The organism is Streptomyces sp. NPDC046909 (assembly GCF_040644695.1).
GTDB lineage: Bacteria > Actinomycetota > Actinomycetes > Streptomycetales > Streptomycetaceae > Streptomyces.
On the sequence record NZ_JBEYXC010000011.1, the window covers coordinates 81,218 to 98,888 of the forward strand.

Annotated in this window: 18 protein-coding genes; 10 read left to right on the forward strand and 8 right to left on the reverse strand. The window is 71.1% G+C overall.

Features of this window, described 5'->3' with window-relative positions; translation table 11 throughout:
• Positions 1-68: 68 nt before the first annotated feature.
• Both uvrB and ABZ928_RS32610 read right to left on the reverse strand, forming a co-directional pair.
• Entirely contained in the window at positions 69-2,207 is a 2,139-nt protein-coding gene (gene uvrB / locus ABZ928_RS32605; RefSeq protein WP_361526913.1) for an excinuclease ABC subunit UvrB, read from the reverse strand.
• A 40-nt stretch (positions 2,208-2,247) separates the two neighbouring features.
• On the reverse strand, positions 2,248-3,117 hold the full coding sequence (locus ABZ928_RS32610) for an MHYT domain-containing protein (protein WP_361526915.1): 870 nt from the start codon (positions 3,115-3,117) through the stop codon (positions 2,248-2,250).
• Positions 3,118-3,407: 290 nt separating this feature from the next.
• Between ABZ928_RS32610 and ABZ928_RS32615 the strand changes: the two genes are divergently transcribed.
• From ABZ928_RS32615 to fdhA, 3 genes are all read left to right on the forward strand, one after another.
• Entirely contained in the window at positions 3,408-4,283 is an 876-nt protein-coding gene (locus ABZ928_RS32615; RefSeq protein ID WP_361526917.1) for a glycerophosphodiester phosphodiesterase family protein, read from the forward strand.
• A 47-nt stretch (positions 4,284-4,330) separates the two neighbouring features.
• Positions 4,331-4,885, forward strand: coding sequence for a methylated-DNA--[protein]-cysteine S-methyltransferase (locus ABZ928_RS32620; RefSeq protein ID WP_361526919.1), 555 nt, complete (start codon positions 4,331-4,333; stop codon positions 4,883-4,885).
• A gap of 166 nt (positions 4,886-5,051) precedes the next feature.
• Positions 5,052-6,284, forward strand: coding sequence for a formaldehyde dehydrogenase, glutathione-independent (gene fdhA / locus ABZ928_RS32625; protein WP_361526921.1), 1,233 nt, complete (start codon positions 5,052-5,054; stop codon positions 6,282-6,284).
• Between the two features lie 54 nt (positions 6,285-6,338).
• Here the strand turns inward: fdhA and ABZ928_RS32630 are convergent, their stop codons facing one another.
• Positions 6,339-6,767 (reverse strand): VOC family protein, encoded by a 429-nt coding sequence (locus ABZ928_RS32630; RefSeq protein WP_361526923.1) that lies wholly within the window; start codon positions 6,765-6,767, stop codon positions 6,339-6,341.
• 99 nt (positions 6,768-6,866) lie between these two features.
• Between ABZ928_RS32630 and ABZ928_RS32635 the strand changes: the two genes are divergently transcribed.
• Both ABZ928_RS32635 and ABZ928_RS32640 read left to right on the forward strand, forming a co-directional pair.
• Positions 6,867-7,775, forward strand: coding sequence for a pseudouridine-5'-phosphate glycosidase (locus ABZ928_RS32635; protein WP_361526925.1), 909 nt, complete (start codon positions 6,867-6,869; stop codon positions 7,773-7,775).
• Positions 7,772-8,719: a sugar kinase gene (locus tag ABZ928_RS32640; RefSeq protein WP_361526927.1), complete on the forward strand. Its 948-nt coding sequence runs from the start codon at positions 7,772-7,774 to the stop codon at positions 8,717-8,719. Before ABZ928_RS32635 ends, ABZ928_RS32640 begins: the two co-directional genes overlap by 4 nt.
• 236 nt (positions 8,720-8,955) lie before the next feature.
• Here ABZ928_RS32640 and ABZ928_RS32645 read toward each other — a convergent pair whose 3' ends face one another.
• Positions 8,956-9,750: a methyltransferase domain-containing protein gene (locus ABZ928_RS32645; RefSeq protein ID WP_361526929.1), complete on the reverse strand. Its 795-nt coding sequence runs from the start codon at positions 9,748-9,750 to the stop codon at positions 8,956-8,958.
• 230 nt (positions 9,751-9,980) lie between these two features.
• Between ABZ928_RS32645 and corA the strand changes: the two genes are divergently transcribed.
• Positions 9,981-11,108, forward strand: a complete 1,128-nt coding sequence (gene corA / locus ABZ928_RS32650) for a magnesium/cobalt transporter CorA (protein WP_361526931.1) — start codon at positions 9,981-9,983, stop codon at positions 11,106-11,108.
• Positions 11,109-11,123: 15 nt separating this feature from the next.
• On the opposite strand, the gene ABZ928_RS32655 is transcribed toward corA, so the two are convergent.
• The 4 genes from ABZ928_RS32655 to ABZ928_RS32670 all read right to left on the reverse strand — a co-directional run bounded on the left by ABZ928_RS32655 (position 11,124) and on the right by ABZ928_RS32670 (position 13,406).
• Positions 11,124-11,552 carry a CBS domain-containing protein gene (locus ABZ928_RS32655; protein WP_361526933.1) on the reverse strand — a complete coding sequence of 143 codons (429 nt, stop codon included), beginning with the start codon at positions 11,550-11,552 and terminating at the stop codon, positions 11,124-11,126.
• 217 nt (positions 11,553-11,769) lie between these two features.
• The gene (locus ABZ928_RS32660; RefSeq protein ID WP_361526935.1) at positions 11,770-12,189 is read right to left on the reverse strand and encodes a PPOX class F420-dependent oxidoreductase; all 420 of its coding nucleotides are present in this window, start codon (positions 12,187-12,189) and stop codon (positions 11,770-11,772) included.
• A gap of 71 nt (positions 12,190-12,260) precedes the next feature.
• Entirely contained in the window at positions 12,261-12,902 is a 642-nt protein-coding gene (locus ABZ928_RS32665) for a uridine kinase (RefSeq protein WP_361526937.1), read from the reverse strand.
• 105 nt (positions 12,903-13,007) lie between these two features.
• Complete coding sequence (locus ABZ928_RS32670) at positions 13,008-13,406, reverse strand: helix-turn-helix domain-containing protein (RefSeq protein WP_361526939.1); 399 nt, start codon at positions 13,404-13,406, stop codon at positions 13,008-13,010.
• A gap of 99 nt (positions 13,407-13,505) precedes the next feature.
• Here ABZ928_RS32670 and ABZ928_RS32675 point away from each other — a divergent pair, with 99 nt between their 5' ends.
• The 4 genes from ABZ928_RS32675 (at position 13,506) to ABZ928_RS32690 (ending at position 17,471) form a co-directional block, all read left to right on the forward strand.
• Positions 13,506-14,207, forward strand: coding sequence for an NAD(P)H-binding protein (locus tag ABZ928_RS32675; RefSeq protein ID WP_361526941.1), 702 nt, complete (start codon positions 13,506-13,508; stop codon positions 14,205-14,207).
• A gap of 158 nt (positions 14,208-14,365) precedes the next feature.
• Positions 14,366-15,073: a DUF2293 domain-containing protein gene (locus ABZ928_RS32680; RefSeq protein WP_361526943.1), complete on the forward strand. Its 708-nt coding sequence runs from the start codon at positions 14,366-14,368 to the stop codon at positions 15,071-15,073.
• Positions 15,074-15,310: 237 nt separating this feature from the next.
• Complete coding sequence (locus ABZ928_RS32685; RefSeq protein ID WP_361526945.1) at positions 15,311-15,790, forward strand: anthrone oxygenase family protein; 480 nt, start codon at positions 15,311-15,313, stop codon at positions 15,788-15,790.
• A 193-nt stretch (positions 15,791-15,983) separates the two neighbouring features.
• The gene (locus tag ABZ928_RS32690) at positions 15,984-17,471 is read left to right on the forward strand and encodes a glutamate synthase subunit beta (protein WP_361526947.1); all 1,488 of its coding nucleotides are present in this window, start codon (positions 15,984-15,986) and stop codon (positions 17,469-17,471) included.
• Positions 17,472-17,671 lie beyond the last annotated feature (200 nt).

Below are 17,671 nucleotides of genomic sequence, written 5' to 3' on the forward strand. Positions count from 1 at the left end.
CGCTACCCAGGTCCGCACTTTGTGTCGGTCTTGCAACACAGCGCGTACAACAGGGGCGTGCGCGTCCGTCAGGCCAGGCCGGCCTCCCGCATCTGGCGCAGTTCCTTCTTCATCTCGTGGACCTCGTCGCGCAGTCGGGCCGCGATCTCGAACTGCAGGTCCGCGGCGGCGGCGCGCATGCGTTCGGTCATCTCCTCGATCTGCTCGGCGAGCTCGGCCGCGGGACGGTCGGTGGGCACCGCGTCCTTGGCCTTGCCCTTGGCTCCCTTGGCGCTCTTGACCGCCTTGCCGCCGAGAGCGGGCACGGGGGCCTTGGCGCCCTTGCCGTCCTTCTGCTTGCGGTAGCCGGAGCCCAGCAGCTGCTCGGTGTCGACGTCCTCGCGGGCGATCTGGGCGACGATGTCGTTGATCTTCTTGCGGAGCGGCTGGGGGTCGATCCCGCGCTCGGTGTTGTACGCGACCTGCTTCTCCCGGCGGCGGTTGGTCTCGTCGATGGCTTTCTCCATCGCCGGGGTGATCTTGTCGGCGTACATGTGGACCTGGCCGGAGACGTTGCGCGCCGCGCGGCCGATGGTCTGGATCAGGGAGGTGCCGGAGCGCAGGAAGCCCTCCTTGTCGGCGTCGAGGATCGCCACCAGGGACACCTCGGGCAGGTCGAGGCCCTCACGGAGGAGGTTGATGCCGACCAGGACGTCGAACTCTCCGGAGCGCAGTTCGCGCAGCAGCTCGACGCGGCGCAGGGTGTCGACGTCGCTGTGCAGATAGCGGACCTGGATGCCGAGTTCCAGGAAGTAGTCGGTGAGGTCCTCGGCCATCTTCTTGGTGAGCGTGGTGACCAGGACCCGCTCGTCCTTCTCGGTGCGGGTGCGGATCTCGTGCACCAGGTCGTCGATCTGGCCCTCGGTGGGCTTGACGACGACCTCGGGGTCGATCAGGCCGGTGGGGCGGATGATCTGCTCGACGACGCCGTCCGCGCGGGAGAGCTCGTACTTGCCGGGGGTCGCCGACAGGTACACGGTCTGCCCGATGCGCTCCTGGAACTCCTCCCACTTCAGCGGGCGGTTGTCCAGGGCGGAGGGCAGCCGGAAGCCGTGGTCGACGAGGGTGCGCTTGCGGGAGGCGTCGCCCTCGTACATGGCGCCGATCTGCGGGACGGTGTTGTGCGACTCGTCGATGACGAGCAGGAAGTCGTCCGGGAAGTAGTCGAGCAGGGTGTTGGGCGGGGAGCCGGGCTCACGGCCGTCGAAGTGCATCGAGTAGTTCTCGACGCCGGAGCAGGAGCCGATCTGGCGGAGCATCTCCAGGTCGTAGGTGGTGCGCATGCGCAGCCGCTGGGCCTCCAGGAGCTTGCCCTGCTTCTCCAGCTCGGTGAGGCGCTCCCCCAGCTCCTTCTCGATGTCGTTGACGGCCCGCTCCATGCGCTCGGGGCCCGCGACGTAGTGGGAGGCCGGGAAGACGTACAGCTGCTGGTCGTCGCTGATGATCTCGCCGGTGAGCGGGTGGAGGGTGGAGAGGGCCTCGATCTCGTCGCCGAACATCTCGATGCGGACGGCGAGCTCCTCGTAGACCGGGAAGATCTCGATGGTGTCGCCGCGGACCCGGAAGGTGCCGCGGGTGAAGGCCAGGTCGTTGCGCGTGTACTGGATGTCCACGAAGCGGCGCAGCAGGTCGTCGCGGTCGATCTCGTCGCCGACCCTGAGGGGGACCATGCGGTCCACGTACTCCTGCGGGGTGCCCAGGCCGTAGATGCAGGACACGGAGGCGACCACGATCACGTCACGGCGGGTGAGCAGCGAGTTGGTCGCGGAGTGGCGCAGCCGCTCGACCTCCTCGTTGATCGAGGAGTCCTTCTCGATGTAGGTGTCCGACTGCGGGACGTACGCCTCGGGCTGGTAGTAGTCGTAGTACGAGACGAAGTACTCGACCGCGTTGTTCGGCAGCAGCTCGCGGAACTCGTTGGCCAGCTGGGCGGCCAGGGTCTTGTTCGGGGCCATCACCAGGGTGGGCCGCTGGAGCTTCTCGATCATCCACGCGGTGGTCGCGGACTTGCCGGTGCCGGTCGCGCCGAGGAGGACGACGTCCTTCTCACCGGCCTCGATGCGCTTGGCCAGGTCGGCGATGGCCGCCGGCTGGTCGCCGCTGGGCTGGTAGGGGCTGACGACCTCGAAAGGCGCCACCGTGCGTTCGATGTGGGAAACGGGCCGCATGGAGTCCACCGTACGACCCCCCACTGACAACGCGGTCGGATCAGCGGTTCTGCGGGGTGCGAGAGCCGCGGTGGCCGACGCCTCGGCGGGGGCGGATCGAGGGGCGGCGGGCGGAGTGCGGGGCGTCCGGGTGGGCCGGGATTCCCGGCTTGTTCTCGGCGGGGGTCCAGTCGGGTTTGCCCATGACCATCAGCGGGTCGAACATCACGACGACGCCGGCGAGCAGCAGGAAGGCCAGGGGGCCGACCATCATGGGCGCGAGGAGTTCGGCGGGCGAGTCGCCCGAGGAGGGGGCGGCGGAGGAGCCGTGCAGATGGACGCTGAGGGCGGCCATGCCGGTGTAGTGCATCCCGCTGACGGCGAGCCCCATGACGAGACTCGCGCCCACGCTCCACAGGAAGCCTCGGACCTGGCCGGCCGCCCAGAGGGCCGCGGTCGCGGCGCACATGGCTATGACGACGGAGGCGGCGACGGTGAGGGTGTTGTACTCCAGCTTTCCGTTGAGCCGCATCCCGGCCATGCCCAGGTAGTGCATGGAGGCGACACCGAGGCCGGTGATGGTGCCGCCGGTGAACAGGGCCGTGCCGCTGGCGCCCTTGTAGCCGACTATGAAGATCCCGATGCCCACCATCACGATGGCGACGCCGAGGCTCGCGAAGGTCGTCGGCTTGTCGTAGTGGATCGGCGCCTCCTTGACCGTGAACCCCATCATCGCGACGAAGTGCATGGTCCAGATGCCGGAGCCGATCGCCGCGGAGCCGAGGGCCAGCCAGCCCGGCCGCCAGGAGTTCGAGACGAGCATGGATCTGGTGGTGCAACGCAACCCGAGGGCACCCCCCAGGCAGGCCATGAGGTAGGCCACGAGCGGTGTGACGAGTCCGTAGCTGAATCCGTCGACCGTGCCTTGCATGCGCGGCTGTCCTTCCCGCCCTCTTGCGTCCAGGAATGTGCTGAAATGCGCCCTTCCCAGGACCGCCCGAGCGGTCAGGGTCGAGGCAGAGAGTATGACTCCCACCGGAATGGTCGAACGATTTTCGGGCAAAGAAACACGCCCTTGCCACGCCGTTGCCGCAGTTGTGCGGCACCCGTGAGCGGAGTTGGGCAACTCCATTCAATCTGTGGCCATTCTGTACCCCCCTGCTGTTGACCCTCTGCTGTCACAGTTGAACTGTCCGTGGTCGCTCGACGCAAGGAGTCCGCATGCACGCGCGCGCAGTTGCCGCCACGACCACCGCGCTCCTGGGGACCGCCGCCCTTCTGCTCCCCGCCTCCGACGTCCGGGCCGTCGAGACCGGCGAACCGCCGACGGTCATCGCCCACCGGGGCGCCTCCGCCTACGCCCCCGAGAACACCCTGGCCGCCATCGACAAGGCGGCCCGGCTGGGTATCCGCTGGGTCGAGAACGACGTCCAGCGCACCAGGGACGGTCGGCTCGTCGTCATCCACGACGACAATCTGCGGCGCACCACCGATGTCGAGGAGGTCTTCCCCGACCGGGCGCCGTGGAAGGTGAAGGACTTCACAGCCGCCGAGATCGCCCGCCTCGACGCGGGGAGCTGGTTCGGCCCCTCCTACGCGGGCGCGCGCGTGCCGACCCTGGCGCAATACATGCGCCGCGTCGAGCACAACCACCAGAAGCTGCTGCTGGAGATCAAGAACCCCGAGCTGTACCCGGGCATCGAGCAGCAGACCCTCAAGGTGCTCGCCAACGAGGGCTGGCTCGACCGGTCCCACCTCTCCCAGCGCCTGGTCGTGCAGAGCTTCAGCGTGGACACCGTACGGACCGTCCACGAGCTGAAGCCCGGCGTCAGGACCGGTCTCCTCGGTACGCCGAACGTGGCCGACCTGCCCGCGTACGCGCGGTTCACCGATCAGATCAATCCCTCGCACAGCACGATCTCCGCCGGCTACGTGGCCGCCGTCCACGCGTTCACGGGCGCGCACGGCAGGCCGCTGGCGGTCTCCACCTGGACCGTCAACGACGCCAGGACCGCCCGGAAGGTCGCGGGGTACGGCGTCGACGGCATCATCACGAACACGCCCGACGTGGTGCGGGACGCGGTACAGGGACCCTGAGGGCCGCCCGGCGGGGCGTTGTCAGTGGCGGGTCGTACGGTGGGCGCATGGACAGCCATGGGCAGAACGAGCAGCGGGTCGTATGGGCCGTCGTCGGCACCGGCATCGGCCCGCTGCTGCTGGCCGCGACCCGCGAGGGCCTGGTCAACGTCGTGTTCCACGCCACCGAGGCGGTGCGGGACAGGGCGCTGAAGCAGCTCGCGTCCCGGCTGGGCACCGAGCCCGTCGAAGAGCCCGGCTCCCCGCTGCTGGCCGAGGCGATACGCCAGGTCGAGGCGTACTTCGCGGGCGGTCGGCGCGATTTCGAGCTGCCGCTGGACTGGTCGCTGATCTCCGGGTTCAACCGGGAGGTGCTGCGCGAGCTGGCGGCCGGGGTGCCGTACGGCAGTGTCGTGGGGTACGGCGATCTGGCCGGGCGGGTCGGCCAGCCGGGTGCCGCGCAGGCGGTGGGGGCGGCGATGGGCGCCAATCCGCTGCCAGTGGTCGTGCCCTGCCACCGGGTCGTCGAGAGGGACGGCGGCATCGGCGGCTTCGGGGGCGGTCTGGAGACCAAGCGGAAGCTGCTCGCCCTGGAGGGCGTGCTGCCCGAGCCACTCTTCTGAGAGGCGCGAGCCACGGTGCGCGGAGGGCGGCTCTCCCGGCCCGCGGAAGCCGCTGCTTCGGTCCGCGCGCGACGGCTGGCCGGAACGCCGACGCGGTAGCAGACTCCGCCATGCGCACAGCCACTGGCATCCGAAGACTTCGGAGCCGAAGGGACGGCGATCACGCATGAGCGGAAGCGGAAACAGGGCAGTCGCGTATCTCAAGCCGGGTGCGGTGGAGGTCAGGACCATCGACTACCCGACGCTCGAACTCCAGGACGGGCCGGGGGTGGCACCCGAGAACGTCGGCCGCAAGTGCCGGCACGGTGTGATCCTCAAGGTGCTCGCCAGCAACATCTGCGGCAGCGACCAGCACATGGTGCGCGGGCGGACGACCGCGCCCGAGGGGCTGGTCCTCGGACACGAGATCACCGGAGAGATCGTCGAACGGGGGCCGGACGTCGAGACGCTCGACGTGGGCGACATCGTCTCCGTACCGTTCAACATCGCCTGCGGGCGGTGCCGTAACTGCAAGGAGCGCAAGACCGGCATCTGTCTGAACGTCAACCCGGCACGGCCCGGGGCGGCTTACGGATATGTCGACATGGGCGGCTGGGTCGGCGGTCAGGCCGAGTACGCCATGGTGCCGTACGCGGACTTCAACCTGCTGAGGTTCCCGGACCGGGACCAGGCGCGGGCGAAGCTGCTCGACCTGACCATGCTGTCGGACATCTTCCCGACCGGCTTCCACGGCGTGGTGAGCTCGGGTGCCGGGGTCGGTTCGACGGTGTACGTCGCCGGGGCGGGCCCGGTGGGTCTGGCGGCGGCCGCGTCGGCGCAGCTGCTGGGCGCCGCGGTCGTCATCGTCGGTGACCTCAACGCCGAGCGGCTCGCGCAGGCGCGGAGCTTCGGCTGCGAGACCGTCGACGTCTCGCGCGGCGGCGTGGACGAGCAGATCGCGCAGATCCTCGGGGAGCCCGAGGTGGACGCCGCGGTCGACGCGGTCGGCTTCGAGGCGCGGGCCCACGGCCCGGACGCCCCGGAGGCGCCGGCGACGGTGCTCAACTCGCTGATGGGCATCACGCGCGCGGGCGGCGCGCTCGGCATTCCCGGTCTGTATGTCACGGACGACCCTGGCGGGGTCGACGAGGACGCCAAGTCCGGGACGCTGAAGGTGCGGCTCGGGCTCGGCTGGGCCAAGAGCCACCGCTTCACCACCGGACAGTGCCCGGTGATGAGGTACCACCACAACCTGATGCGGGCGATCTTGCACGAGCGCGTGCACATCGCCAAGGCGGTCAACGCGACCGTGATCGGCATCGAGGACGCACCGCGCGGCTACGCCGAGTTCGACCAGGGCGCCAGCCGCAAGTACGTGCTCGACCCGCATGGGGCGCTGAACGGCGTACGGCCGGTCTGACGCCTGTGGAGAGGGCCACGCGCGCGTGGCCCTCTCTCCGCACCTAAGGCCTCGCTAGTCGTAGTGCCGGGCCTCGAAGACGTTCCCGTCGGGGTCGCGGAAGTAGAAGCTGCGGCGGGCCATTCCGCGGGCGCCGAAGGAGTCGTAGGAGAAGTCCGAGACGGGGACCGAGCGTTCCTCCAGGCGGACGCGGAGTGCCTGGAAGTCGTCGGCGGGCAGGGCCAGGCAGACGTGGTTGACCAGGTGGCCCGCGCTGTCGGCGGCGCCGGGGACCATCTTCATGCGTTCCGCCATGGTGAGCGGCATGAGGTCGAAGAGGGTCTCGTCGTTGAGCCTTACGGAGGGGAAGGGCACCGCTCCCGCGGCGAAGTCGGTGATCCTCAGGGGTTCCATACCGACCGCCTTCTCGTAGAAGCCGGCCGATGCCACCGGGTCGCGGACCCAGAGGACGACATGGTCGAGACGTGTCGTGTTGTCCGTCATGTTCCCCAGGCTGGTGTCGTCGCCCACAGCCCGCAAGGGTTTGGCCAGGTCTGCCGCTCGCCAGAGATGAGGGAGAACCGATCGACAGGAGGCAGGCGCGTGGTGCTGGTGTTGTCGGAGGAAGTGCGCGAAGCGGTCGACGCGCGTCGACCCGTGGTGGCCCTGGAGTCGACGATCATCGCGCACGGGTTGCCGCGGCCGCGGAACCTGCAGGTGGCGCTGGAGCTGGAGGACGTCGTACGGCAGGAGGGGGCCGTTCCGGCGACTATCGCCGTGCTGGACGGGCGGCCCCATGTCGGCCTGGACAAGGAGCAGCTGGAGCGGGTCGCGAACGAGGACGGGATCCGCAAGCTGGGTCACCGTGATCTGCCGCTCGCGGTGGCCGGCGGGGCGAGCGGGGCGACCACGGTGTCGGCGACGGCGCGCCTCGCGGCGCTGGCGGGCGTGCGGGTGTTCGCGACCGGTGGGCTGGGCGGGGTGCACCGGGAGTGGACGGTGACCCAGGACGAGTCGGCGGACCTGGGGCTGCTGGCGCGCACCCGGATCACGGTGGTGTGCGCGGGCGTGAAGTCGATCCTGGACGTGCCGGCGACCCTGCAACGGCTGGAGACGCTGGGCGTCTCGATCGCGGGGTACGGCACGGACCGCTTCCCCGGCTTCTATCTGTCGGACTCCGGCTATCCGGTGGACTGGACGCTGGACTCCCCGCGGCAGGTGGCGGATGTGATGCGGGCTCAGGACGCGCTGGGCGGGGCCGAGTCGGCGCTGATCGTCGCCAACCCGGTGCCGGAGAGCGAGCAGTTGGATCCCGAGCTCCACGCGCGCGTGCTCGCCGACGCCTTGCGCGCGGCCGAGGAGGCGGGGGTCACCGGGCAGGGGGTCACCCCGTTCCTTCTCGACTACCTGGTGCGGCACACCGACGGCGCCTCCCTGAGCGCCAATCTGGCGGCGGTGCGGGGCAACGTACGACTGGCGGGGCGGATCGCGGCGGCCTGGGCCGGGGCGTGACGGGGGCGGCGTACGACGGGCTCGGGGGCGGCGCGGCTCCGGGTGGTGCACTGCTGGTCGTCGGGGACGTCGTCACGGACATCGTCGCCCGGCATCGGGGGCCGCTGGCGCCGAGTACCGACACGGTCGCGTCGATCAGGGCGTTGCCGGGCGGGGCGGGCGCCAACGTGGCCTGCTGGGCGGCTCGTTGGGGTGACGCCGAGGTCCGGATGCTCGGGCGGGTGGGTGCGGAAGCGGCCGCGTGGCACGAGCGGGAGCTGGTGGCCTGCGGGGTGCGGCCCCGCCTCGTCGTCGACGCGGAGGCGCCCACCGGGACGGTGATCTGCCTCGTCGACACCGGTGCCGCCGCCGAGCGGTCGTTCCTCACGGACAGCGGGGCGGCCCTGCGGTTCGCCCCGGAGGACTGGTCGGACACGCTGCTCGACGGGGTGGCCCGGCTGCATCTGTCGGGCTACCTGCTGTTCTCGGAGCCGAGCCGCGCCCTGGTCGAGGTGGCGCTGGCGTCGGCACGCGCGCGTGGTGTGCCGGTGAGCCTCGATCCTGCGTCGACCGGTTTCCTCGTGGAGCTGGGAGTGGACCGTTTCCTCGCGCTCATCGAGGGGGTCGACGTGCTGCTCCCGAGCCGCGACGAGGCCTGCCTGCTGACCGGGTTGCCCGACGCTGCGGACGCGGCGGCCAAGCTGAGCCGCCACGTTCCGCTGGTGGTCGCCAAGCAGGGAGCCGACGGCGCGCTGGTGGCCCGCTCCGGCACGGTGTCCGCCCACGTCCCGGCGATACCGGCGACCCCCAGGGACACCACGGGCGCCGGCGACGCCTTCACCGGCGCCTTCCTCGCCACCCTCCTCACGGGCGCCGAGCCCGAGGAGGCGGCGGCGGAGGGGTGCCGGGCGGGGGCGATGGCGGTCGAGCGGGTGGGAGGCAGACCGCCGGCCGCGGGCGAGTGACGTAGGGCCGGCGGGGTGGCGAGCGGCGGGGAGCGGTGCCCGGGCGGACCTTCGGGCTGTGGTCGGCCGACGTCAGGTTGCCGACGTCACGTTGCTGACGGGACATTGCCGACGTCACCTTGCCGACGGGATGCCGCCGGGGCGCCGGCCCACGGTGGGACCGGCGCCCGCGGCCGCGGCCGCGGCCGCGGCCATGCAAGCGGCCACCCGCCCGGCCGGCGACTCCCGTCCCCGTCCTACGCTTTGCGTCCCCACGCCGAGATCATCGGTGCCGTGGCCAGGTCCATGCCCCCGGCGGCGACGTTCGCGAGGTGGCGGTCGATGTCGTCGTCCGTGGCGAGGCCCGCGCTGACGAGCTGGTCGCGGATCTGGCGGATCGTGGCGGACTCCAGGGCCGCGCAGGCGGGCGAGGAGAGCGGGAAGTACGCGTCGGCCTCGACGCGCCGCAGGCCGGCCTCCCGGAGCAGGCGGGGGAGCCGGCGGCCGTAGGAGAGGTCGGCGCCGCGGTCGGCGAGGAGCCGACGGAAGCCCTGCCGCAGGCGGTTCGCCAGCTGCTCGGCGGGGCCGTGGTCGTCGGGGCAGGTCAGGGGCTGGAGGGCGGGGTCCGCGTCCTCGATCAGGAGGCGGCCGCCGGGGCGCAGCGACTCGACCATCGACCGCAACGCCCGCTCCCGGTCCGGCACATGGACGAGGACGAGCCGGGCGTGCACCAGGTCGAAGCCCTCCCCCGGCGCCTCGTCCGCGCCCACGTCATGGACCCGTACCTCGACCGGCGGGCGGGCGGCCGGGGCGAGCCGCGAGGTGTCGATGTCGGTGGCGACCACACGTCCCGTCGGACCGACCTTCTTGGCCAGCCAGGACACGACGGACGTACCGCCGGCGCCGACCTCCCAGCAGCGCCAGCCGGAGCCGATGCCGAACGCCTCGATGTGCCGGAACGTCGTGGGGTCGAAGAGGGCGGCGAAGGCGTCGAAGCGTTCCGCCGCCTCGGCCTGCTGGTTGTCGAGGAGATACCCGTCTGTACGCATCATGTCGCGATCATCCCAGTTGTCCTTCTTGTCCATGGCGGTCGACGCTCCGAGGCCACGGTACGACCAGGGATCGGCGGGTACCTCGACAGGCCGAAGCCCGTCATCCACAGGCGGGAACAAAGCGGAACGCCCTGTTCCCACAGGCTTACACGCCTCTCACCGCGAACTGGCAGACTGGCCGGCCAGGACGCAGAGATGCGGTGAGCGGGGATCCACGCAAGGAGATCCAGATGTCCATGGCAGGGAATCTGCGGAAGGTCACGAGCCTCGGCACGGTCGGCGGCCTCCGCAAGGTGGCACGGCTGGCGCGGCGCCGTCGGCGCGTCGACCTGAGTCACCCCGCCCGGTCACCGCTGGGCTCCTCCGTGGTGAACTGCGTGACCTACCGGGACGGCGCGCGCGTCCCGGGTGGCAGCGATCTGGTCGACGCGGTGGAGCGTGTGCGCAAGCACGGCGACGGTTTCGTCTGGCTCGGTCTCCACGAGCCGACGGACCAGGAGTTCGCGGGCATCGCCGAACTCTTCGAGCTGCACCCGCTGGCGGTGGAGGACGCGGTCGAGGCGCATCAGCGGCCGAAGCTGGAGCGGTACGACGACGTGCTGTTCGCGGTGTTCAAGACGGTCTGCTACGTCGAGCACGAGGAGCTCACGGCGACGAGCGAGGTGGTGAACACCGGCGAGATCATGGTGTTCGTCGGCCAGGACTTCGTCATCACCGTCCGGCACGGGATGCATGGCTCGCTGGGCCCGCTGCGCGAGGAGCTGGAGGCCGACCCGCAGCAGCTCGGCAAGGGGCCGGCCGCGGTGCTGCACGCGATCGCGGACCATGTGGTCGACGACTATCTGCACGTCACCGACCTGGTGCAGGCCGACATCGACCAGGTCGAGTCGGACGTCTTCTCGCAGAACGGCGCGCGGCTCGACCCGGGGCGCATCTACCAGCTCAAGCGTGAACTGCTGGAGCTGAAGCGGGCCGTGGTCCCGCTCACCCGGCCGATCGAGGAGCTCTCCACCCGGCCGATACGGGCGGTCGCCCCGGAGATACAGGCCTACTTCCGCGATGTCTCCGACCATCTGCTGCGCGCCAAGGAGCAGATCGCCGCCTTCGACGAACTGCTGAACTCGATCCTCCAGGCACACCTCGCCCAGGTCTCGGTCGCACAGAACGAGGACATGCGGAAGATCACGGCCTGGGCCGCGATCGTCGCGGTGCCGACGATGGTCTGCGGGGTGTACGGCATGAACTTCGAGCACATGCCGGAGCTGCGCTGGACGTTCGGCTACCCCCTCGTTCTCGGCGTGATATCGGTGGCGTGCCTGGTGCTGTACCGGGGCTTCCGGCGCAACGGCTGGCTCTGAGGACCGAAGACCGGATCAGCGCATCGAGCTCTTCGCGTAGACGCTCTCCGCCCAGGCGGCGATCTGGTCCTCCGTCAGGTGCTGGGCCAGGTCGGCCTCGCTGATCATGCCGACCAGGCGCTTGTTCTCGATGACGGGGAGCCGGCGGATCTGGTGGTCCTTCATCTCGCGGAGCACATCGCCGACGTCCGCGCCCGCGTCGATCCAGCGCGGGGTGCCCTGGGCCATCTCACCGGCCGTGACCTTAGCGGGGTCGTGCCCCATGGCCACGCAGCCGACGACGATGTCGCGGTCGGTGAGGATGCCGCAGAGCCGTTCGTTCTGGTCGCTGATGGGCAGTGCTCCGACGTTGAGCTCGCGCATCAGCTGGGCGGCGCGGTCCAGGGTCTCGTGGGCGGGGATCCACTGGGCGCCGCGGTGCATGATGTCTCCGGCGGTGGTCATGAAGTACCTCCCGGTGCCGGACGGCCGGCGCGGCGCGGGGCGCACCGCTGGTCCCGGCGCCCTACATTCTCGCCGCGCGGCGGGGCCCCCGCACCCGGAACCGACCGGAAGCTCAGGTGCCAGGTGCCAGGCGCCCAGGCGCTCCCGCACTCAAGCACTCCCGCACCCAGGTGCTCACACACCCAGGTGGTACTCACGCGCTCAGGTGCTCACGCACTCAGACGGAGAAGCCGACGATCTTCCGCGGCACGACACGGATGATCACGCGGGCCTCGTCCTCCTTCTCGGCGGGCGGGTCGATGCCGAGGTACTTGTGCGAGAGATCGTGCGGGAGGCGCTTGTCCGGGTCCGGGAGGATCTCGGCGGTGCCGCGGATCTCGACCGAGGTGTAGGGGTTGGCGAGGTCGTAGACGGAGACGCTGATCCGGGGGTCGCGGCGCAGGTTGCGGACCTTCTGGCGGTGGTCGACGGAGGAGAACAGGACGGCGTCGCCCTCCCGTTTGATCCAGACCACGGAGTTCTGTGGGGAGCCGTCGGGGCCGAGGGTCGCGACGCTGGCGAAGTTCTTGCCGTCGAGGAGGGTGCGGACGGAGTCGTCGAAGGAGAGGGAATCGCTCGCGGAAGTGGAGGTCGTCATGGGGCACAGCGTAGTTACATGCACGCGCATATAAAAGCGGTTTGGTGGATCTTCCCCGGAGAGCCGCTGGATCAGCCGCCCCACGCGGGATGGCGAGGGTCGTCGGCCCGCACCAGGACGTCGGCCGTGCCGGCGGGGTCGGTCTCGTCCGCGTAGCGGTCGAAGGCCTCCAGGGTCCACTGGTCGGCCTCGGGGGTACGGCGGCGCAGGGCGCCCGGGGAGAGGAGGACGTGGACGGTCAGGTCGAAGGGGAACCAGTGCCGGAGCAGGAGGGGTCCGTGCAGCAACAGGAAGCCGCCGGGCGGGAGTTGGACGTAGGGGCTGCGAGTGGCGCGATCGGTGTCGGGGTCCCACAGGTCGGGCAGGACGCGGCCGTCGCCGCCGGGTTCGAGGGGGCCGAAGACCTCGCGCCACAGGGCGCCGGTGTCGAACCAGCCGTTGTAATAGGCCTCCACGTCCTGGTGGCCGTACTCCAGGCGGAGCGAGGCGGGGCGCAGAAAGCCCTCGGTGCCGACGACGAGCGAGGGGCGGCCGCGTACGCGCAGCGCTTCGGAGACACGTTCGGCGAGGTCCTGGGGACGGGCCGCGGGGGCGCCGTCGAAGGCGATACGGGGCCAGGGGCTGTCGTCGGCCGACTTCAGGTCGAGCAGCCGGTCGGCGAGGAGGTCGCCGAGCCGTTCCCAGGTGATCGCTTCGAGTCGCACACGGCCCATGATGCGTCAGCTGACGGCCAGGACGCCTTCCGCCGACGGTCTGTACGCGGCCGACAGACGGTCAGGACGCGACCCGTCGACGGTCAGGACGCGACCCCCAGACGGTCAGGACGCGTTCCGCTCGTGGGCCCGGCGGGCGGCGAGCAGTTGTGGGAGGTGGGTCTCGCTCCAGGTGCGGGCGGCGTCGAGCAGGGGGATCAGGGTGCGGCCGAGAGAGGTGAGGGCGTATTCGACGCGAGGGGGGTTCTCGTCGTACGCGGTGCGGGTGAGGAGACCGTCGCGTTCCATGGCGCGCAGGGTCTCGGCGAGGACCTTGGGGGTGACGGCCCTGAGCGGGGCCCGGAGTTCGGTGAAACGGCGCGGGCCGCCTTCGAGGCAGCGGACGACCATGCCGGTCCACTTGTCCCCCACCCGGAAGGGCATCGCGGACGACGGGCACACCGCGTCGAACATGTCGGGGTCCAGCGGAGCGAGCCGAGCCATGCCGTCCGAGGAGTCGGTCATCGGTCGAGGGTAGCGCCGATACCGTTGAAGTAACCGGCCCTTGTGTCTCTAACGTCCAGGTCAGGCACCGAACCGCGGTGCGTGGCAAGGGGGTTGGACATGGGCGGGATCGTCGTCTTCGGAGCGGGCGGACGTGCGGGGCGGGCGGTCACGGCGGAGGCCCGGCGGCGCGAGTACGCGGTGACGGCCGTGGTGCGGGATCCGGCGCGCCATCCGAAGCTGGGCGCGGAGGGGGTGACCGTGGTCCGGGGTGATGTGACCGATCCGGGTTCGGTCGCCTCCGCCGGCCGCGGGCAGCTGGCGGCCGTGCACGCCGTGTCGCCGTTCAGCGGGCCGGAACAGGGGTTCGACACGCTCGACCCGGACTTCTTCGTGAAGGCGGCGGACGCGCTGCTGGACGGGCTCGCCTCGGCGAGGGTCCGGCGGCTGGTCGCCGTGGGGCTGTTCGCGAATCTCCTCGGGGCGGACGGGCGGCCGGTCCTGGAGGATCCCGCGCTGTTCCCGCCGGAGATCCGGCCGTTCGCGCTGGCGCACACGGCGGGGCTGAACCGGCTGCGGGAGGCCGGTGCGGGTGGTGCGGGCAGTGCGGACTATGAGAGCGGTGTCGACTGGGTGATGCTCACCCCGGGAGGAGGGCTGGAGGAGGACGCGCCACGCACCGGGCGCTACGCGATCGGCGGGGAGCGGGTGCCCAACGGGGCGCGTGTCCTGTCGTACGCGGATCTCGCGGTGGCGGTGGTCGACGAGATCGAGCGGCCGACGGCACATCGGACGCGGGTGTCGGTGTTCGACGGCGAGTAGCCGAGCGGGGTTGGGGGGAGGGAGGGGGCCGGGGGGAGGGGGGGACGGCGAGATAGGGGGCGCCGCAAAGGAAACCGCCCAAGAAACCCGGTCGAAGAGCAACCCGCCAAGCAGCCCGACGCCGTGGTTCCCGCCCCGTCGCCGGGAATGAACCCCCTATGTCTCACCTCGCTACTCCTCCGCACCGCACCGGGCTTCTCGTCGTCCAGCCCCTCAAGCGGAAGCAGTGTGCCGAGTGCCGGGGTGGGCCGTTGACGCTGCTGGTGCTGGAGGAAGGGGCGCCGAGGTGTCTGGACTGCGCCGATCTAGGGCATCTCGTGTTTCTGCCGCGTGGCGACACGGCGTTGACGCGCAGGGCGCGGGAGGAGAGTGCGCTGTCGGCGGTGGTCGTACGGTTCAACCGGCGCAAGGGGCGGTACGAGCGGCAGGGCGTGCTCGTGGAGGAGGCGGCGCTCGGGCGGGCCGAGGTGCGGTGTCTGGCAGATGCCGAGGCGCGGCGGCGGCGCAGGGCGCGGGACGCGCGGCGGAGGGCCGTGGAGGATGTGCGGTTCGCGGACGTGTTCGCGGCGGAGATACGGCGGCTGTTTCCCCGGTGTCCGGTGGAGCGGGCGCAGGGGATCGCGGCGCATGCCTCGGTGCGGGGCAGTGGGCGGGTGGGGCGGAGTGCGGCGGGGCGGGCCCTGTCCGAGGCGGCGGTGGTCTCGGCGGTGGTGGCGTCCGTACGGCATCTGGACACGCCGTACGACCGGTTGCTGATGAGCGGGGTGCCGAGGCATGAGGCGCGGCGGCGGATCTCGGCGGGGGTGGAGTCGGTGCTGGGCGGCTGGCGTGCGGAGGAGGAAGAGGAAGGAGTGGCGGCCGGTTGAGGTCACACCGCACCCCCGCACCCCCGCACCCCCGCACCCCCGCACCCGGAGTCGACACAGTGAGGTCCGGTTCGGAAGGTCCTGTACGGAAGGAGCACCCGGCTTGAGAAGCCCCCTGGACGCTCGCGCATGCCCTCGCGGTCCTCGGCCATGGTGACGCTTCCCGTACGGGAATTCACTTGTGGTGACGGTTGGTGCCGGGCAAGATCTCGGCTCGATGCGGGAGTTGACGTTGACATGATCGAGGGACCGTACTTCGTGCTGACGGTGCTGGGGGTGCTCGGGACCGGTCTGGTGGCCGGGGTCTTCTGCGCGTTCTCGACGTTCGTGATGAAGGGGCTCGCCGCGCTGCCGCCCGCGCAGGGTGTCGCCGCGATGAAGGCGATCAATGTGACGGCGTTGCGGCCCGCGTTCATGCTGGTGTTCGCCGGGTCGGCGGTGTTGTGCGCGGTGATCGCCGTGGTGACGTTCGTGCTGTGGCCGGACGAGGGCACGGTGGAGCTGCTGTTGGGCAGTGCGCTGTATCTGTTCGGCTCGTTCGGGGTGACCATGGTCGCGAACGTGCCGCGCAACGACACCCTGATGGGACTGGAGGCGGGGACGTCGGAGGCGGCGGCGTACTGGCCGACGTATGTGCGGGAGTGGACGGTCTGGAACCACGTCCGCATGGTCGCCTCGGGCGCCGCGGCGCTGTCGTACCTGCTGGCCCTGGCGTAGCAGCGAAAGGGATGCCGGGGGTAGCCGCGACAGAGGTGCCCAGGGTAGCCGCGACAGGGTCGCCGGGGGCTTCGTGAAGCGCCTGAGAAAGCGCTGTCCCCCACTCTGCGCGAGTGGCCGGCGGGACGTATCGTGGCCGAAAGAGCCGCCCGATGACGCACGGCCCGTCGAAACCCACGCAAGGAAGACGGCCATGGCCGATCCCAAGGGATTCATGACCACCCCTCGCCAGGACTGGCCCCGGCGGCCGGTCGAGGAGCGGGTCAGGGACTGGGACGAGGTGTACGTCCCCGGGGCGCTGCTGCCCATCATCACCAAGCAGGCCGACCGGTGCATGGACTGCGGGGTGCCGTTCTGCCACGAGGCGTGTCCGCTCGGCAATCTGATCCCCGAGTGGAACGACCTGGTCAGCCGGGACGACTGGCGGCGGGCCGCCGACCGGCTGCACGCGACGAACAACTTCCCCGAGTTCACCGGGCGGTTGTGTCCCGCGCCGTGCGAGGCGGGGTGTGTGCTCGCCATCAACCAGCCCGCGGTCACCATCAAGAACGTCGAGGTCGCGATCGCCGACCGGGCCTGGGAGCTGGGGTTCGCGCCGCCGCGGCCACCGGACCGGCTGTCGGGGCGGACGGTCGCGGTGATCGGGTCGGGGCCGACCGGGCTCGCCGCGGCACAGCAGCTGACGCGGGCGGGGCACACCGTCGCGGTGTACGAGAAGGACGACCGGCTCGGCGGTCTGATGCGGTACGGCATCCCGGAGTTCAAGATGGAGAAGCACCATCTGGACCGGCGGATCGAGCAGATGAGGGCGGAGGGCACGAAGTTCCGTACGTCGACGGCGGTCGGGCGGGACATCGGGGCGGCGGAGCTGCGGGCGCGGTACGACGCGGTGGTGATCGCGACGGGGGCGACGGCTTGGCGCGAACTCGACGTACCCGGGCGGGAGTTGGCGGGGATCCATCAGGCGATGGAGTATCTTCCGCTGGCCAACCGGGTGTGCGACGGGGATCTGGAGAGCTCCCCGTTGTCCGCCGCCGGGAAGCATGTCGTCATCGTCGGCGGTGGGGACACGGGGGCCGACTGTCTGGGGACGGCGGTGCGTGAAGGGGCCGCGTCCGTCAGCCAGTTGGACATCTACGCCCAGCCCGGCGCCGAGCGCGACGAGGACACCGAGCCCTGGCCGACGTATCCGAAGATCTACCGGCTGTCGGCGGCGCACGAGGAGGCCGGTGACCTCCGGACCGCCCCGGCGGCGGACGCGGACGCGCGGCTGTTCGCGGCGTCCACGCTCCGCTTCACCGGGGACGCGGACGGGCAGGTGCGGTCGTTGCACCTGGTCGAGGTGGACGCGGAGCGGCGGCCGCTGCCGGGCACCGGGCGGGCGCTCCCCGCCGACCTCGTCCTGCTCGCCCTCGGCTTCTCCGGGCCGGACCGGGGGGACGGGCTCGTCGACCAGCTGGGGCTGGCGATGGAGCCGCGCGGCACGATCAGCCGGGACGCCGGGTTCGCGACGAGCGCCTCCGGCGTGTTCGCCGCGGGGGACGCGGCGCGGGGGCAGTCGTTGATCGTGTGGGCGATCGCGGAGGGACGGGCGGTGGCCGCGGCGGTCGACCGTCATCTGACGGGGAGTTCGCGGTTGCCTGCGCCGATCGGGCCGTACGACCGGCCGATGACGGTGTAGCCGGGACCGACGGCGGACGCCATCGCCACACCACCCCGGCGGGCGCCATCGCCGCACCACCCCGGCGGCACCAGCGCCACACCACCCCGGCCGGTGCCTTCGCCACACCTCCCGGGCGGCACCATCGCCACGCCACACCAGCGGGCGCCAGCCCCACGCCACACCAGCGGGCGCCAGCCCCACGCCACACCGGCGGGCGC

Excerpts from the sequence above, each read along its gene's own strand:
- ABZ928_RS32675 (WP_361526941.1), top strand. The coding sequence starts at position 13,506 with ATGGGCGGGATCGTCGTCTTCGGAGCGGGCGGACGTGCGGGGCGGGCG.
- ABZ928_RS32685 (WP_361526945.1), top strand. The coding sequence starts at position 15,311 with ATGATCGAGGGACCGTACTTCGTGCTGACGGTGCTGGGGGTGCTCGGG.
- ABZ928_RS32660 (WP_361526935.1), bottom strand. The coding sequence starts at position 12,189 with ATGACGACCTCCACTTCCGCGAGCGATTCCCTCTCCTTCGACGACTCC.
- ABZ928_RS32610 (WP_361526915.1), bottom strand. The coding sequence starts at position 3,117 with ATGCAAGGCACGGTCGACGGATTCAGCTACGGACTCGTCACACCGCTC.
- ABZ928_RS32620 (WP_361526919.1), top strand. The coding sequence starts at position 4,331 with ATGGACAGCCATGGGCAGAACGAGCAGCGGGTCGTATGGGCCGTCGTC.
- ABZ928_RS32690 (WP_361526947.1), top strand. The coding sequence starts at position 15,984 with ATGGCCGATCCCAAGGGATTCATGACCACCCCTCGCCAGGACTGGCCC.
- uvrB (WP_361526913.1), bottom strand. The coding sequence starts at position 2,207 with ATGCGGCCCGTTTCCCACATCGAACGCACGGTGGCGCCTTTCGAGGTC.
- ABZ928_RS32630 (WP_361526923.1), bottom strand. The coding sequence starts at position 6,767 with ATGACGGACAACACGACACGTCTCGACCATGTCGTCCTCTGGGTCCGC.
- ABZ928_RS32665 (WP_361526937.1), bottom strand. The coding sequence starts at position 12,902 with ATGGGCCGTGTGCGACTCGAAGCGATCACCTGGGAACGGCTCGGCGAC.
- corA (WP_361526931.1), top strand. The coding sequence starts at position 9,981 with ATGTCCATGGCAGGGAATCTGCGGAAGGTCACGAGCCTCGGCACGGTC.
- ABZ928_RS32645 (WP_361526929.1), bottom strand. The coding sequence starts at position 9,750 with ATGATGCGTACAGACGGGTATCTCCTCGACAACCAGCAGGCCGAGGCG.
- ABZ928_RS32615 (WP_361526917.1), top strand. The coding sequence starts at position 3,408 with ATGCACGCGCGCGCAGTTGCCGCCACGACCACCGCGCTCCTGGGGACC.
- ABZ928_RS32670 (WP_361526939.1), bottom strand. The coding sequence starts at position 13,406 with ATGACCGACTCCTCGGACGGCATGGCTCGGCTCGCTCCGCTGGACCCC.
- ABZ928_RS32680 (WP_361526943.1), top strand. The coding sequence starts at position 14,366 with ATGTCTCACCTCGCTACTCCTCCGCACCGCACCGGGCTTCTCGTCGTC.
- ABZ928_RS32655 (WP_361526933.1), bottom strand. The coding sequence starts at position 11,552 with ATGACCACCGCCGGAGACATCATGCACCGCGGCGCCCAGTGGATCCCC.
- fdhA (WP_361526921.1), top strand. The coding sequence starts at position 5,052 with ATGAGCGGAAGCGGAAACAGGGCAGTCGCGTATCTCAAGCCGGGTGCG.